11 protein-coding genes are annotated in these 14,131 nt (G+C 63.9%); 5 read left to right on the top strand and 6 right to left on the bottom strand.

The features are described 5' to 3' along the window. Positions 1-104 precede the first annotated feature (104 nt). The gene (locus L0G76_RS01340; RefSeq protein ID WP_009884760.1) at positions 105-722 is read left to right on the top strand and encodes a DNA polymerase ligase N-terminal domain-containing protein; all 618 of its coding nucleotides are present in this window, start codon (positions 105-107) and stop codon (positions 720-722) included. Between the two features lie 39 nt (positions 723-761). On the opposite strand, the gene ligD (L0G76_RS01335) is transcribed toward L0G76_RS01340, so the two are convergent. The 4 genes from ligD (L0G76_RS01335) to L0G76_RS01320 all read right to left on the bottom strand — a co-directional run bounded on the left by ligD (L0G76_RS01335) (position 762) and on the right by L0G76_RS01320 (position 4,870). Further along, a complete protein-coding gene (gene ligD / locus L0G76_RS01335) occupies positions 762-1,661 on the bottom strand; it encodes a non-homologous end-joining DNA ligase (RefSeq protein WP_304355630.1) in 900 nt (299 codons plus the stop codon). After that, a complete protein-coding gene (gene ligD / locus L0G76_RS01330; RefSeq protein ID WP_304355629.1) occupies positions 1,661-2,611 on the bottom strand; it encodes a non-homologous end-joining DNA ligase in 951 nt (316 codons plus the stop codon). The genes ligD (L0G76_RS01335) and ligD (L0G76_RS01330) overlap by 1 nt, the downstream gene beginning before the upstream one ends. A 91-nt stretch (positions 2,612-2,702) precedes the next feature. After that, on the bottom strand, positions 2,703-3,674 hold the full coding sequence (locus tag L0G76_RS01325; protein ID WP_304355628.1) for an NADP-dependent oxidoreductase: 972 nt from the start codon (positions 3,672-3,674) through the stop codon (positions 2,703-2,705). Positions 3,675-3,898: 224 nt separating this feature from the next. After that, on the bottom strand, positions 3,899-4,870 hold the full coding sequence (locus L0G76_RS01320) for an NADPH:quinone oxidoreductase family protein (RefSeq protein ID WP_304355627.1): 972 nt from the start codon (positions 4,868-4,870) through the stop codon (positions 3,899-3,901). Positions 4,871-5,057: 187 nt separating this feature from the next. Between L0G76_RS01320 and L0G76_RS01315 the strand changes: the two genes are divergently transcribed. The 4 genes from L0G76_RS01315 to L0G76_RS01300 all read left to right on the top strand — a co-directional run bounded on the left by L0G76_RS01315 (position 5,058) and on the right by L0G76_RS01300 (position 9,984). Further along, positions 5,058-6,092: a phosphotransferase family protein gene (locus tag L0G76_RS01315; protein ID WP_304355626.1), complete on the top strand. Its 1,035-nt coding sequence runs from the start codon at positions 5,058-5,060 to the stop codon at positions 6,090-6,092. After that, positions 6,089-6,988, top strand: a complete 900-nt coding sequence (locus L0G76_RS01310) for an SDR family oxidoreductase (RefSeq protein ID WP_304355625.1) — start codon at positions 6,089-6,091, stop codon at positions 6,986-6,988. The genes L0G76_RS01315 and L0G76_RS01310 overlap by 4 nt, the downstream gene beginning before the upstream one ends. Continuing rightward, complete coding sequence (locus L0G76_RS01305) at positions 6,972-8,177, top strand: acyl-CoA dehydrogenase family protein (RefSeq protein WP_304355624.1); 1,206 nt, start codon at positions 6,972-6,974, stop codon at positions 8,175-8,177. Before L0G76_RS01310 ends, L0G76_RS01305 begins: the two co-directional genes overlap by 17 nt. Before the next feature lie 70 nt (positions 8,178-8,247). Beyond that, positions 8,248-9,984, top strand: a complete 1,737-nt coding sequence (locus tag L0G76_RS01300; protein ID WP_304355623.1) for a class I adenylate-forming enzyme family protein — start codon at positions 8,248-8,250, stop codon at positions 9,982-9,984. Between the two features lie 132 nt (positions 9,985-10,116). On the opposite strand, the gene L0G76_RS01295 is transcribed toward L0G76_RS01300, so the two are convergent. After that, on the bottom strand, positions 10,117-12,765 hold the full coding sequence (locus L0G76_RS01295) for an AAA family ATPase (RefSeq protein WP_304355622.1): 2,649 nt from the start codon (positions 12,763-12,765) through the stop codon (positions 10,117-10,119). Continuing rightward, a complete protein-coding gene (locus tag L0G76_RS01290; protein WP_304355621.1) occupies positions 12,762-13,895 on the bottom strand; it encodes a metallophosphoesterase family protein in 1,134 nt (377 codons plus the stop codon). Before L0G76_RS01290 ends, L0G76_RS01295 begins: the two co-directional genes overlap by 4 nt. Between the last annotated feature and the right edge of the window lie 236 nt (positions 13,896-14,131).

The following is a 14,131-nucleotide window of genomic DNA, read 5'->3' as shown; positions in this document are numbered from 1 at the left end:
CGCCCGGCGGGCCGTGTTCGCATCCGGACCTGTTCCTGCGCCCGGCCCCGTGCGACAATGCATTCAACCGCACGGACATGTCGTCCTTCATCAGGAGGCCCACGATGGCCAAACACGACCTCAGGGAATACCGGGACAAGCGACGGAGCTCGAACACCTCCGAGCCCATGGGTGATGCGTCTGCTTCCGAACCGTCGGGCGATGCGTCGACAACCGGGAAGAGAGGCAAGGCCGAAGAGCCGGTCTTCGTCATCCAACGCCATGAGGCGACGAATCTGCACTTCGACTTCCGACTCGAGATCGACGGAGTCCTGGTCTCCTGGGCCGTCCCGAAAGGCCCCTCGCTCGATCCCTCGACGAAGCGCCTGGCCCATCGGACCGAAGATCATCCCCTCGACTACGCGGACTTCGAAGGTCGCATCGGCGAGGGCTACGGTGCCGGAACGGTGATCGTCTGGGACACCGGAACCTTTGCCAACGCCACTGAGATCGACGGTGACAGCGTGAGCGCATCACAGGGCCTCGACGACGGCCACCTCGTTGTCGACCTGCATGGTGAGAAGCTCAGCGGCGCGTTCGCGCTGACGCAGACGAAGTTGAATGGAGATCCGGCCAACTGGCTGCTCGTCAAGGTCGATGACTCCGGTGCCGACCGACGCCGCAAACCCACGTCGACACAGAACGAATCCGTGCTCAGCGGCAGAGGCAACGACGACATCTGAATGCCGACCTCGGTGCTGACAGCGGCCCAGGGCGAGCGCTCAGAGCTTGGCCAGCGTCTCCATCGCCTGATCGATGCCCTGTCGGTGGCGGGCGATGCCGGCCCACGGATCGTCGCGTTGGGCCAGTCGATTGCGCACCGAGGTCATCGTGTAGTCCCGGGGATCTGTCGACGACAGTTCGTCCCAGGTGATCGGTGCGGCGACCGGAGCTCCGGGACGCGACCTCACAGCATAAGGCGGTACGGCCGTCTGGGCGTAGGCATTGCGTGCGATGTCGATGAGCACCCGGTTCCCGCGCTTGTTCTTCCTCGCCTCGATCGTCAGCAGCTCCGGATCCCGATCGACGAGCGCCCTTGCGCAGTTCCGCGCGAAGTCGCGCACCTCGTCGAAGTCGTGATCGACGATCAGCGGAACCTGCACATGATATCCGCGGGAGCCGGTGGTCTTGACGAATGCCCTCAGGCCCAGTTCCTCCATCAGCTCGCCCACCATCACCGTCGCCTTTCGCACCGCATCGATTCCCGGAGCCGAGGGATCGAGATCGACGATGAGCTGATCCGGATGGTCGAGATCCGCCGAGGTGGCCAACCAGGTATGCGGTGTGATGCTGGCCTGGTCGGCGAGGTAGACCAGACTCTGGGCATTGTTGATCATCACCTGGTCCTGGTCACCGTCCTGCGTTGCGACCCTCACTGCTTCGACGAAGTCGGGGAAATGATCGGGGTACTTCTTCTCATAGAACGACTCCGCGGCGATTCCGTCGGGAAACCGCTGCATCGAAATGGGGCGGTCTCGGGTGTGGGGCAGCATCACCTCGGCGACGTCCGAGTAGTACTTCGCCAGGTCCACCTTGGTGATCGGCCCTCCGTCGTCAGGGCCGAACATCTCTTTGTCGGCCTTGTCGATCGAGACTCCTGCGACTTCCGCTGACGAACTCATCATGCCTCCTTGACGACGTCTTCCGCCCGTTTGTCGTTTCTCAGTCCGAGGTATCTGGGGTGGCGGAGCTGATTCTCCGCCGTCCATTCTGTGAAGGCCACCTCGGCGACGTGTTCCGGTTCCACCCAGTGCCCCTCGCGGGGTATGCGGCCTTTGGTGCACGCGGAGTCCGGGATCTCGATCGCCCTGAGCATCTCATGCAGTTCGCCGAGGTCGTCCTCGCTGAACCCGGTCCCCACCTTTCCCGCGTACACGAGATCCTTCGTGTCCTCCGAATAGTCGTAGTAGCCGAGCATGAGCGCGCCCAGCCCGACCCTCTGGCCCTGCGGCTCGGTGAACCCGACGATGACGAGCTCCTGGCCCGCCTCGCATTTGAACTTCAGCCAGTCCTTCGTCCGGTCGGAGGGATAAGTCGAATCGCGCCGTTTGGCGATGAGGCCCTCCCATCCTCTGCCACAGATTTCGCGGAACCAGTCCTCATCGCCCCGATTGCGATGCGGCGTCCAGCGCAGCGGATCGGTCCAGTCGACGAGGTCGAAGAGCTTCTTCTTCCGTTCGACCAGCGGCCTGTCCCTGAGATCTTCGCCCCCAAGCTCGAGGAGGTCGAAGACGTAGAAGCAGACCGCAATTCCCGAGTTCTCGATGTCGGTGGGATCAGTGAGATTGATCCGAGGCTGCAGTCGGGAGAAGCTGGTCGCAGCCCCGTCGAACGCCACGATCTCACCGTCGATGACATAGGATCCACCTGCCTGCTGTGTGAGGGCGGTGACGACCTCAGGGAACGTCGCGGAATCGTCTCTACCGTTGCGGGAGTACAGGTGCGGTGTCCTTCCTCCGTCGCGAACCGCCAGGCAGCGCTGTCCGTCGAGCTTGCGCTCATAGACCCACTCCTCGTCCCAGAATCGCTCGTGGCGAAGTGTCGCCAGGGCTGGTCTCGGTGCCTCGGACATGCTCACTCCTCCTCGGACTCGATAGCGGTTGTGCCGAACTCGATGGTGGCTGCGGCCGATTGCGGTGTGGTCCGTCTGCGGTCGGGGCCGCTCACACCACCGTGAGGACGAGTTTGCCTGCAGTCCGGTTGGTCTGCAGCTGCTCGTGGGCCGCGGCCGCATCGGCCAAGGGGAAGGTATTCGCGATCGTCGCGCTCAGCTGTCCGGATTCGACAAGCTCGGCGATGGCGAGCATCCCGGCGTGGTCGGCCTCGACGAGGATGTTCTCGATGCGCATTCCCTGCGCAGCCGCCCGCTCCGCCATTCCCTCCATCGGAATCGGAATCGTCGAGACCAGGATGCCGCCGGACTTCATGGTCTGCAGCGAGCGCGGCTGATACTCCCCTCCGATCGTGTCGAGGACGATGTCGATGTCATGGGCGGTCTCGGCGAAGTCGACCTCGCGGTAGTCGATCATCTCGTCGGCACCCAGGCCACGGACGAAGTCGTGCTTCGGGGCACTCGCGGTGCCGATCACGTGGGCGCCGCGGGCCTTTGCGATCTGCACGGCCAGATGGCCCACTCCCCCGGCTGCGGCATGGATGAGGACGCGGTCACCCTCACCCACCTCGGCGGTGTCGACGAGAGCCTGCCACGCGGTCAGTGCTGCAAGGGGAATCGCTGCGGCCTGCACATGGTCGATGTCCTTCGGCTTCGGGACGAAGGCACGGGTCGGTGCGAGAGCGTACTCGGCATGGGCGCCCACCCCGAATGGGTAGGGAAGCATGCCGAAGACCTCATCGCCGGGTTCGAACAGGGTGACGCCGACGCCCACCTGCTCGACGACGCCAGATACATCCCAGCCGAGCACGAATGGAGGTGCCGGCAGAAATGCGCGATGGCCTCGGTGCTTCCAATCCGTCGGGTTCATTCCGGCAGCATGGACGCGGACGAGGATCTGCGACGGACCGGGCTTCGGGATGGGCAGCTGTACCTCGTGGAGGACCTCGGGACCTCCGAGCTCGTCCTGGCTGATGGCTCGCATGGTTGGCTGGGAAGAAGTGTCTGATGTCGATTCGCTCATTGCCCCATCCTCGTGGTTTTCGCTCGCGGACACCAGGGGGTCTGAGGACGCGAGCCGGAGAACTTGACCGCGGACCCTACGCCTCGCTCGGCAACGCGACCGAGTGGTTCGACTACGGCCTCTATGCCGTATCGCGGACCAGGGCCACGTTGATCGCACAGCAGCCTGATTTCAAGGATTCCACCGCCGAGGCGGATTCCGCGACGTCGACCGGGCTGGTGAACCTATTCCCCCTTGAGCTCGAGCAGCACCTTGCCCCGCACGCTGCGGGAGTCCAGTTCACCGATGGCCTTCGCCGCTTCCTCGAGTGGGTGCGTGGCATGGATTGCGGGGTTGAGCTTGCCCGCCGCGACATAGTCGGCCACCGCGTCCCATTGTTCGGCGATGTAGTCGGGCCGCTCGCGGGCCGCGGCTCCCCAGGCCACACCGTCGACGGAGATGTTCTTCAGCAGCAGGCGGTTGACCTTGACCGAGGGGATCTCACCGGCGGTGAATCCGAGAACGAGGAGGCGACCAAACGGGGCCAGGACACGGGTCGAGTCCGTGAAGCGATCTCCCCCGACGGGGTCGAAGACATAGTCGACGCCGTTCGGGTAGAGCTCCTTGGCTGCATCCTTGAACCCCTCGGCCATGACCACGTGTGTGGCACCGAGATCGCGCACGGTTTCGGCTTTGGCCTCGGTCGACACGACGCCGATGACCTCGAGGCCCATGGCCAGGGCCATCTGCACCGTGGCTGATCCCAGCCCGCCTGCGGCACCGTGGACGAGGATGGACTGCCCCGCCTGCGCCTGCGCCCGGAGGCGCAGCGCGAAGTCAGCGGTGAGCACATTCATCGGCATACCGGCCGCATGGGCCAGGCTGACTTCGTCGGGCACGGGCACCGTCTGCTCGTCGGCGGCGACCATGAATTCGGCGAAAGATCCCTTGCCGGGGATCGCGGCGACGCGGTCGCCGGAGGAGAATCGCGAACCGGCACCGGCTTCGACGACAATGCCGGCGGCTTCGGAGCCGAGGACGAACGGCAGCTCGTGCTTGGTCTGGTACATACCCCGGGTCTGGAGCAGCTCGGGGAACGTGACTCCCGCATAGGCAACCTCGATCAGGACCTCGCCCGAACCTGGACTCGGACGATCCACCTCGGCGATCTCCACATCGTCCGGACCGGTCAACGTGGCAACGCGAATGGCTCTCATGATTTCCTCACTTCTGGTGAAAGGTGTGTGCTGATGGCAACTGACTGCTTGGTGAAAGAGTGTGGGATGACCCATTCATCACTATCACATTCGGCCGTGACGAGCATCACGATTTCAGCTTGACTCTCACGCCCGGTTTGAATACTGTAAACGAAACTGAACGATTGTTCACTCGGGAGGGTCGACGTTGACCACAGCACCTGCAGGATTCGATACCAGAACCATCGGACGATGGATCTCGGACAGATTCGGGGTCACGGACTTCGACGTCGAAGTCATGTCCATCGGACGCTCGAACCTCACCTTCACCATCACCGTCGACGGACTGCCGCGCTGGGTGATCAGGCGCCCTCCGCTCGGGCACTCCGGGGGAAGTGCCCACAACGTCGCACGCGAAGGCCGGATCATGGCCGCGCTGGGCGACAGCACCGTACCGGTGCCCCACATCGTCGACATCGTCGATGACCCCGAGGTCCTCGATGTGCCCTTCGTGTTCATGGAGCACTGCCCCGGCTTCGCGATCAATGAGCCCGCCGACTGGGCACGCATTCCCGACGGTCCCGGCCCTGACGACAAGCGTTCGTGCGCGTTCGGAATGATCGACACGCTGGCCGCCATCCATCGTGTCGATGTCGACGAGGTGGGGCTGGGGGATCTGCGTCGCCCAGGCGGGCTCATCGAACGGCAGCTGCGTCGCTGGCTGGGCCAGGTCGAGGACATCGCACTGCGCGACATCCCGATCATCCGCGAGGTCCACGATGCCCTCCTCGAAACCATGCCGGATCCGGCCCGAAGCCCCGTCGGCCTGGCCCATGGTGACTACAAACCCAACAACATGATCTTCGCCCCTGAGGGCACGGTCAACGCCGTCGTCGACTGGGAGCTGACCGCCATCGGCGAGGTGCTCACCGATCTGGGCTACTTCATCGCCATGCTCACCGTGCCCGAGCAGTACACGAGCATCTGGGTCCCCACCCCGGAACTCGGCTTTCCCACCTCCGACGAGCTCATCGACCGCTACCAGGAGGTCAGCGGCCACGAGGTCCACGACGTCGGGTACTACGAAGCCTTTGCCATGTGGAAACTGGCCTGCATCCGCGAAGGCGTCTACACCCGGCTGCTCACAGGCAAGATGGGCGATCTCGACCTCGACCCGGAAACTGCGGGCGCCGGCGTCGAGGACTTGGCCCGGCAAGCCCTGACCATTCTGGAGAAAGCGTGAGCACCGCCGGCGTGAACTCTGCAGCAGGCTCACCCGCGGCGGGGGCACGAATCGTCAACGGCACCCGAGCCATCGTCACCGGTGCGGCCGGCGGTATCGGTGCCGCTCTCGCCGCCGAACTGATCTCCCGCGGCGCCACCGTCGTCCTTGCCGACATCTCCGCCACCGTCGCCGACACCGCCTCAGCACTGAATACCGACACCGCCTCGGGGTTCGAATCCGGTGCCCACGCCTGGGTCGGTGACGTGTCCTCGGTGGCAGGCATCGACGAACTCATCGCCTTCGCCGACGACCGGCTCGGCGGGGTGGACATGTACTTCGCCAACGCCGGCATCATCGGGCCCGGCGAACTGGGCGAGAACGATGCCGACTGGGATGCCATCATCGACGTCAACCTGCGGGCACATATCCGCGCGGCCCAGGCCCTCATCCCCCGCTGGCAGGAAGCCGGTGAAGGACATTTCGTCGCCACCGCCTCGGCGGCGGGCCTGCTCACCCAGATCGGATCGGCAGCCTACAGCGTCACCAAACACGCCTCGGTCGGCTTCGCCGAATGGCTCGCTCTGACCTACCGCGACGACGGCATCCGCGCCTCGGTCATCTGCCCGATGGGAGTGGACACGAACCTGCTGAGCGCAGCGGGATCCGCGGGGCCTGCCCAGAGCGCAGTCACCGAGGCCGGCACGGTGCTGGCCCCCGACGATGTCGCGTCGATCGCCCTCGATGCGGTCGAAGCGGGAACGTTCCTCATCCTCCCCCACCCCGAGGTGCTCGATATGTATCGCATGAAGGGCAGCGACTACGACCGCTGGCTCAAAGGCATGAGCCGCTATCAGCACCGACTCAACGAAGCGAACCGACTCAACGAGGAGACCACACATGCTGGAAACGACTGACCGCGGCCGTGACTATCAGGAGCGTCTGACGACGTTCATGGAGGACTTCGTCTATCCGGCGGAGCCCGTCTATGCCCAGCAGATGGCGGCGGCGAACAGCCCGCACACTCAGCCGCAGATCCTCGAAGACCTCAAGGCCGAGGCCAAGAGCCGGGGTCTGTGGAATCTCTTCCACCCCGATCCCCAATGGGGTCCAGGGCTGACGAACCTCGAATACGCTCCCCTGGCCGAGATCACCGGCCACAGCATCGGGATCGCCCCGGAAGCCATCAACTGCAATGCCCCCGACACGGGCAACATGGAGGTCTTCACCCGTTTCGGCACCGACGAGCACAAGGAGAAGTACCTGGGGCCGCTGCTCGACGGCACAATCGCCTCGGCGTTCGCCATGACCGAACCCGCTGTCGCCAGCTCCGATGCGACGAACGTCGAGATGCGCATGGAGCCCACGGATGACGGGTTCGTCCTCAACGGCCGCAAATGGTTCGCCTCGAACGGCATGCACCCCAATTGCCGAGTCCTCATCGTCATGGGCAAGACCTCCCCCGACGCCGAGGTGCACCGACAGCAGTCGATGCTCGTCGTCCCGATCGACGCCCCCGGTGTCACCGTGGTGCGCAACCTGCCCGTCTTCGGCTACCACGATCGGGAGGGCCACGCGGAGATCACCTTCGACAACGTCCGCGTCCCGTCCAAGGACATCCTCAAGGGCGAAGGTGAGGGCTTCGCGATCAGCCAGGCCCGTCTGGGACCGGGGCGCATCCATCACTGCATGCGCGCGATCGGTGCCGCCGAGCGCGCCCTCGAACTCATGGTCAAACGTGCCGATGAACGTGTGACATTCGGTGAGAAGCTGTCGTCTCGGGCGAACATCCAGGAGTGGATCGCCGAGGCTCGGATCGAGATCGATCAGGCCAGGCTGCTGACGCTGCATGCGGCGGACATGATGGACAAGCACGGCAACAAGGTCGCGAAGAACGAGATCGCCGAGATCAAGGTTGTGGCTCCAGCCACGGCGCTGAAGATCATCGATCGCGCGATCCAGGTCCACGGCGGTGCCGGTGTCACGGAGGACTTCCCATTGGCCAGCATGTGGGCGCACATGCGCACCCTGCGCCTGGCCGACGGCCCCGATGAGGTGCACAAACGCAGCATTGCGCGCAACGAGATGAAGAAGTACCGCAAGTAGGCGGATCGGCTGTTCGAAACCCTCTTTCAACAATTTCGACACACCATTCAACGATGAAGGAAGTGAAGCGATGAGCACGTGGGCAGATACCCGTCCCTGGTTGAAGACCTGGGGAGATCTCGCGAACAAGCCGTACACCCTGGAGAAGTCCACGACCCTGCAGGATCTGGCGTCGACCGTGGCCACCCACGGCCGCGAAGAGGCCCTCAGCTACTACGGTTTCGGGCTGACCTGGTCCCAGTTCGACCAGTATTCCACTGCGTTCGCGGCCTATCTGGTCGAGCACGGCATCGCTGTCGGCGACCGGGTGGCCATCTATGAGCAGAACACCCCCGCCTTCATGATCGCCACCTACGGCATCTGGAAGGTCGGAGGCGTCGTCGTTCCCCTCAATCCCATGTATCGCGGGGAGCTCGAGCACATCTTCGCCGACGCCGAGGTGAAGGGGCTTGTGGTATCCAAGGCGGCGTTCCTGGGTCGCGTGGCTCCCTATGCCGCGGCATTGCCGGTCGTCGTCCTCAGCGACGACAGGAGTTTCCAGGTCGACGGGCCCGAGGCGATCTTCTCGATGTTCGCTGACCTGCCAGGTGCCCCCGGTGAGAATCCGGGCCCCGACCAGGTGCCGAATCTCCCCGACTTCCAAGCCGTTGTCGAGTCCCGCCTGGACACCGGTTTCACTCCTCTCATTCCCGCTCCCGAGGACGAAGCGATCGTCGTGTACACCTCGGGGACCTCGGGCAAAGCGAAGGGTGCGTCTGCGACTCACGCCTCGGTGTCGAGCAATGCCCGCTACTGTGTCCGGACGCCGACGTTCGAACCCGGCGACGGCTTCCTCACGCTGGCCCCGATCTTCCACATCACCGGGTTCGTCTGCCAGTTCATCGCCGGTGTCAGCGGTGGCGCGCGGCTGATCCTCAACTATCGATTCGATCCGGGCTCCCTTCTCGAACTCTTCCTGCGGGAGAAGCCGACGTATATGGCAGGCCCGGCCACGGTCTACACCGCAATGCTTGCCCATCCCAGCGCGACGGCGGAGCACTTCGCATCGTTCAAGCGGATCATGTCGGGTGGTGCACCCCTGCCCGAGGGCTTGGTGACGAAGTTCGAACAGAAGACCGGCGTCTACATCGGGCAGGGCTACGGTCTGACCGAGACCTGTGCGCAGGTGGCGACCGTCCCACCGGGGCTGAGGGCGCCGGTCGATCCCGACAGCGGCAACCTCTCCTGCGGTCTGCCCCAGCCGGACACCATGATTCGCATCCTCGACGACTTCGGTGAGCCCTTGGGCCCGAACGAGATCGGCGAGGTTGCCGTCTCGGGACCTGAGGTCGTCGCCGAATACATCAACAATGAGAAGGCAACAGCCGAGCAGCTCCCGGATGGGGAGCTGCGCACCGGCGATGTGGGGTACATGAACGAAGACGGCTGGCTGTTCATCGTCGACCGCAAGAAGGACATGATCAACGCCTCCGGCTTCAAGGTCTGGCCGCGGGAGGTCGAGGACGTCCTCTACACCCATCCGGCGATTCAGGAGGCAGCAGTCGTCGGCATCCCCGACGAGTATCGGGGTGAGAACGTTGCCGCGTTCGTGACTCTGCAGTCGAGTCCCGAGGCCGATGCCATCACCGAGGCCGAGATCGTCGAATTCTGTCGCGAGAAGTTGGCCTCCTACAAGGCTCCGCGGCAAGTGACCATCATCGACGAGCTGCCGAAGACCAGCTCAGGCAAGATCCTGCGGCGCACGATTCGTGCCGATGCCGTGGCTGCTGCCGAGGCAGCGAAGGCCGGGGCGGTCGGCTCTGACTGATCCAGAAGCGTGCGCGCGCTGCCAATGATGTCAGCCGGTCACGGCCGTCGTATCCGCTTGATGCGGCGGCCGTGTCTGTCTGCGCAGGCCGCAGCCGTCGGATCCGGCTGGGTCTGCATGCGCGATGCTCGGTTACGTCAGGCTCACAGACTTCGCTCCGCCGAGGCGAGCGAAGCGGTCGGGTTGGCAGGTGAGCAGGATGACCTGGGCGCTCTGGCCGACTGTGGAGAGGATGACGTTGAGTGCGTTGAGACGTTCGGCATCGGCGAAGCCGAAAGCATCGTCGAGAACCACGGGCGCCCCCGAATCGCTGTCGACGAGAGTGGCCACTGCGAGTCGGCCGATGAGCGCCAGCTGTTCCTTCGTCCCTCCCGACAGTGATTCGAAGGGCACTGTGCGTTCGTCCAAAGTGCGTGAGACGATTTCGAGATCCTCGGAGACCTCGACCGACAGTCCTTGTCCGAAGACCAGTCTGCCCAGCTTCTCAATCTGCTCCTTGAAAGGAGCCACGTACTTCCGCTGGGATTCTTCCTTGTGTTTGAGGACAGTGGTGCGCAACAGGTTGATCGCCGTCGCCTGACGGCCTAGTCGTGTCTGCTTCCTGCGGGCCGACTCCATCGTCTCTTCGGCGGCCGCGAGTTTTTCATAGATGCCTTCGCTGGCACGATCGTCGATGAGAGCCGACAGGCGATCGACTTCCTGACGCACTTCTTCTCGCTGTGCTTCCTTGCTGCCGACGAGTTGCCGCACGTTCTGCAGCTGCATCTCCAAGGTCTCGGGATCTGCTGCTTCGTAGGCGACTCTCGCCTCGTCAACCTGCGAGCCCACATTCGTCGCTCGGGCCTCGGCAGACGTCACTTCTTCATCCAGATCGGCGTCAGAATTCGTCTTTCGGGCCTCCGCCAGACTGCTCGTCAGCCGCTCGTGTTGAGTTTCGGCTTCTTTCAGGCTGGTCTGGGCCCGGACCGTCTCCACTCGCGCGTCATCTCGGCTTGTGCGAGTTCGTTCGAGCTCGATGCGAGTGGAGTCCACCGCGGATTGAGCGTCGTCGACGGTCGCCTCGGACTCGGCGACTGCCGTTTCGAGCTCGCTGAGGCTCCGGTCACGAGTCTGGCTGTCCACCTCGGCACCATTCCCAGCTTTGTCATCGGTGCTTGCGCTGGTTCCATCGGCTCCGAGGATCTGCTGTGCGCGAGCGAGCGCGGCTTCAAGCTTGTCGCGCTTGTCCTGGCCCAGGAGCACCTTGAGCGTCGAATCCGCCTCTGCCATGACAGCTTCTGCATCCGCGCGAACGTTGGCCTTATCCCGGGCCTGGGACACAGAGTCGATGTCGAGGCGTTCCAGCTCCGCTTCGAAGGCTCCCTTCGCTGAGGTCAGTGCTTTGTCCAACTCAACGGGAGATGCTCCTGGGCGCACGGTGATGTCGGCGACGCCGTCGATCATGATTCGCACGTCCTTGAGTGCTGCGAATTCTCCGCTGTTTCCTTCGCCGAGTTCTGTTCCGTCGATGTTCAGGGCCCGTGTCCCGAGCTGTTTCGCTTCGATCTGCGCTGCGGCGGAGGTCTTCGCGTGCTCGGCAATCCGCACCTCCGTCTCGAGGGAGCTCAGTTTCTCGACGTCCTTGGTCGTGACCGTGATCGATCCGATCGTCGCCTGCGCACGGCTCTTCTTCTCATCATGCTCGCGGATAGCCTCAAGTCGGCGGGTGAGATCGGACAGTTCTGCACGTGCACGGGCTTTGGCCAGGGTTTTGGCAGCAGCCTTCGCCTGCGCACGAGCATCGTCGACTGCGCTCTGCTTCTCCTCGAGGGCCTTCTGGAAGCGATCGAAGTCGGAGTCCTTGTCACCCTGGGCCGATTCGAGCTCAGCGACAGTCTTCCCAGCCTCTGTCACCGCGCTCTGGGCATCGGTGGCGTCAGCGATAAGTTGTGTGCGTCTGTCCAGCGCCTCCCGAGCGATCTGTTCATCCCGCTGTGCCGACTTCGCGTGATCCACCGCCTGGTCGAGCACTGCTTTGAGTTCGGCCACCGCCTTCGCCGCCTGCTCGGCTTCATCACGATCGGCGAGGGCCTGGGTCAGCTGGGTGCGCACCGTTTCCAGACGAGCGGCGGCTCGGGCATGGTTGTCGACGAGATCGTCCATGCCACGACTGCGTTCACGCAGTTCCTCGAAGGCAGCTTCGACGACAGGGACCTGAGCGTTGATGTCCTTGTACTCCCCTGTCTCTCTGCCGGACTTGGTGAAGTACTTCAAGTACTCGGCTTCGACCTGGTCGAGGAAGTCATCGTGGTCGGCGACCTCGACACCCGATTCGTTGAGCGCGGAGTGCAGGGCTTTGATCTGAGCCAGCGGAGCTTGTGCCAGACTCTCCCCCTGTGCCACGTCGAGTGCGACGAGGAGATCGACGTCGACAGTGTCGGCGAGGATCGACAGGAACCGATCGTGGGCATCATCGCTGCTCAGCTGTTCGGGCCTGGGTCTGATGACGCTGAGTTCGGTGAAGGGCTGTTTGATCCACCGCTTCCGGTACTTGAGCTCGTAGTCACCGGTGCTCAGGTGCAGTTCCACCTCGGGGCCGGCATCGACGCCGACAGGCTGTGTCTCTTTGACGCTGGCCTTTCGTGAGCTCGATTTGTCCTCCCTCAGATGAGTGATGGCTTCATGGATCGAGGACTTGCCGACCTCGTTCGGCCCTTCGACGACGGTGACGCCGTCGCCGAATTCGACGCGGGAGTCCGCGATGCCGCGGTAGTTGCGCAGGTGGATGGAATGGAATTTCATGATCCGCTCCTCGCAAATCGGTACAAGAGCCCCAACGCGTCCTGTGCCGCCGACGCTGATAGGTCCTCCCCTGCAGCCGTCTCCGCCAATTCGTCGAGAGACTCCTGCAGGTATCCGCTCAGGCCGAGCCCGGCGAAATCCTCGTCGGCGGCGACCACAGCGATGTCCGTATGCCGCTCCCACAAGGACACGAGGGCGAACAGGTCAGTGGCGTGGTCGAGGATATCGTCGAGTCTCGACTTCGCTGCCGTGGACAGGGTTCCTCTGAGGATGAGCCACACTGCTGTGCTGTCTTTGTCCGGGATGCCTGCCAGCCGCTGTTCGAGGTGGCTGACGTCCTCATCCGAGTTCACGTCCTCCTCTACGACGAGGTAGGACCAGCGGCCGATGTGCATCTTCTCGACCGAACTCGCATGTGACTGTGCATCGATGTCGACGAGGAGAACATTGCCGGGATCGTCCTCCCGCCGGGAAGTCACTTCTGGGGCCCCGGAGTACCAGATGCGCTCATCCACGGCGTAGGTGGCGTGTCTGTCCCCCAGTGCGACGAATTGGGCACGGTCCTCTCGCAGCACGGTCTTGAGGCTGTCGACGTCGATCGTGGCCAGAGATTCGCGGTCGGGGTCCAGAGTGCTCACGGCGCCGTGCCCGGCGATGATGCGCACCTTGCCCGGAGCCGCCTCGGCGAGGTTCTGTGTTGCTTGGGCGACGAGGTCACCTTGCGGACGTTTCGAGAACCAGGGGGCTCCGATGATCTCGACGCCGGGACGGACCTCGAAGGGTTCACTGTCACGCAGGACATGGACATGGCCAGGCTGACGGGAGGTGAAGGCGTGCGAGTCGTAGATGGAGGCGGCGTCGAGAGGGTCGTGATTGCCCGGCAGCAGAACGACGGGCACGGTGAAGGCGGCCAGGGCTTCGAAGGTGCGGGAGATGATGGCGCGGTCGAGCTGATTCGACTCGAACACATCACCGCAGACGACGACGAAGTCGCAGGACTGTTCGGCAGCGATCTCGCCGATGCGCTTGACGGCGTCGAGGCGGGCACGGTGAAAGCGCGGGCGTGCTTCGGTACTGAGATAGTGGGCCGTCATGCCCAGCTGCCAGTCTCCGGTGGCGACGAATCTCATGGGTTCCTCCTTGGCTCTCGCCCATCCTATATATGCACACCCACCCTACGGACAGGCGCTGACGTGAAAGGTGCACGATCACCCGCTGGCCAAACGTGTGGAGGTAGCGCACAAATGACGCACCCTGAGCACGTTTGCCCAGCGGTTCTCGTACGGACCGCCGCCGTGCGGGAGGTGACAGCACGTTTGCCGCACTGCTACGAGGGTGGTTACGGCGAGCGCCGCTGCCGCGAGAG

This window comes from Brevibacterium picturae (assembly GCF_030453725.1).
Classification (GTDB): Bacteria; Actinomycetota; Actinomycetes; order Actinomycetales; family Brevibacteriaceae; genus Brevibacterium; species Brevibacterium sandarakinum_A.
This window is presented reverse-complemented; position numbering and strand designations above follow the sequence as displayed.

Coding starts and splice junctions, on each gene's coding strand:
- L0G76_RS01340 (WP_009884760.1), top strand. CDS start 105: ATGGCCAAACACGACCTCAGGGAATACCGGGACAAGCGACGGAGCTCG.
- ligD (WP_304355630.1), bottom strand. CDS start 1,661: ATGAGTTCGTCAGCGGAAGTCGCAGGAGTCTCGATCGACAAGGCCGAC.
- ligD (WP_304355629.1), bottom strand. CDS start 2,611: ATGTCCGAGGCACCGAGACCAGCCCTGGCGACACTTCGCCACGAGCGA.
- L0G76_RS01325 (WP_304355628.1), bottom strand. CDS start 3,674: ATGAGCGAATCGACATCAGACACTTCTTCCCAGCCAACCATGCGAGCC.
- L0G76_RS01320 (WP_304355627.1), bottom strand. CDS start 4,870: ATGAGAGCCATTCGCGTTGCCACGTTGACCGGTCCGGACGATGTGGAG.
- L0G76_RS01305 (WP_304355624.1), top strand. CDS start 6,972: ATGCTGGAAACGACTGACCGCGGCCGTGACTATCAGGAGCGTCTGACG.
- L0G76_RS01300 (WP_304355623.1), top strand. CDS start 8,248: ATGAGCACGTGGGCAGATACCCGTCCCTGGTTGAAGACCTGGGGAGAT.
- L0G76_RS01295 (WP_304355622.1), bottom strand. CDS start 12,765: ATGAAATTCCATTCCATCCACCTGCGCAACTACCGCGGCATCGCGGAC.
- L0G76_RS01290 (WP_304355621.1), bottom strand. CDS start 13,895: ATGAGATTCGTCGCCACCGGAGACTGGCAGCTGGGCATGACGGCCCAC.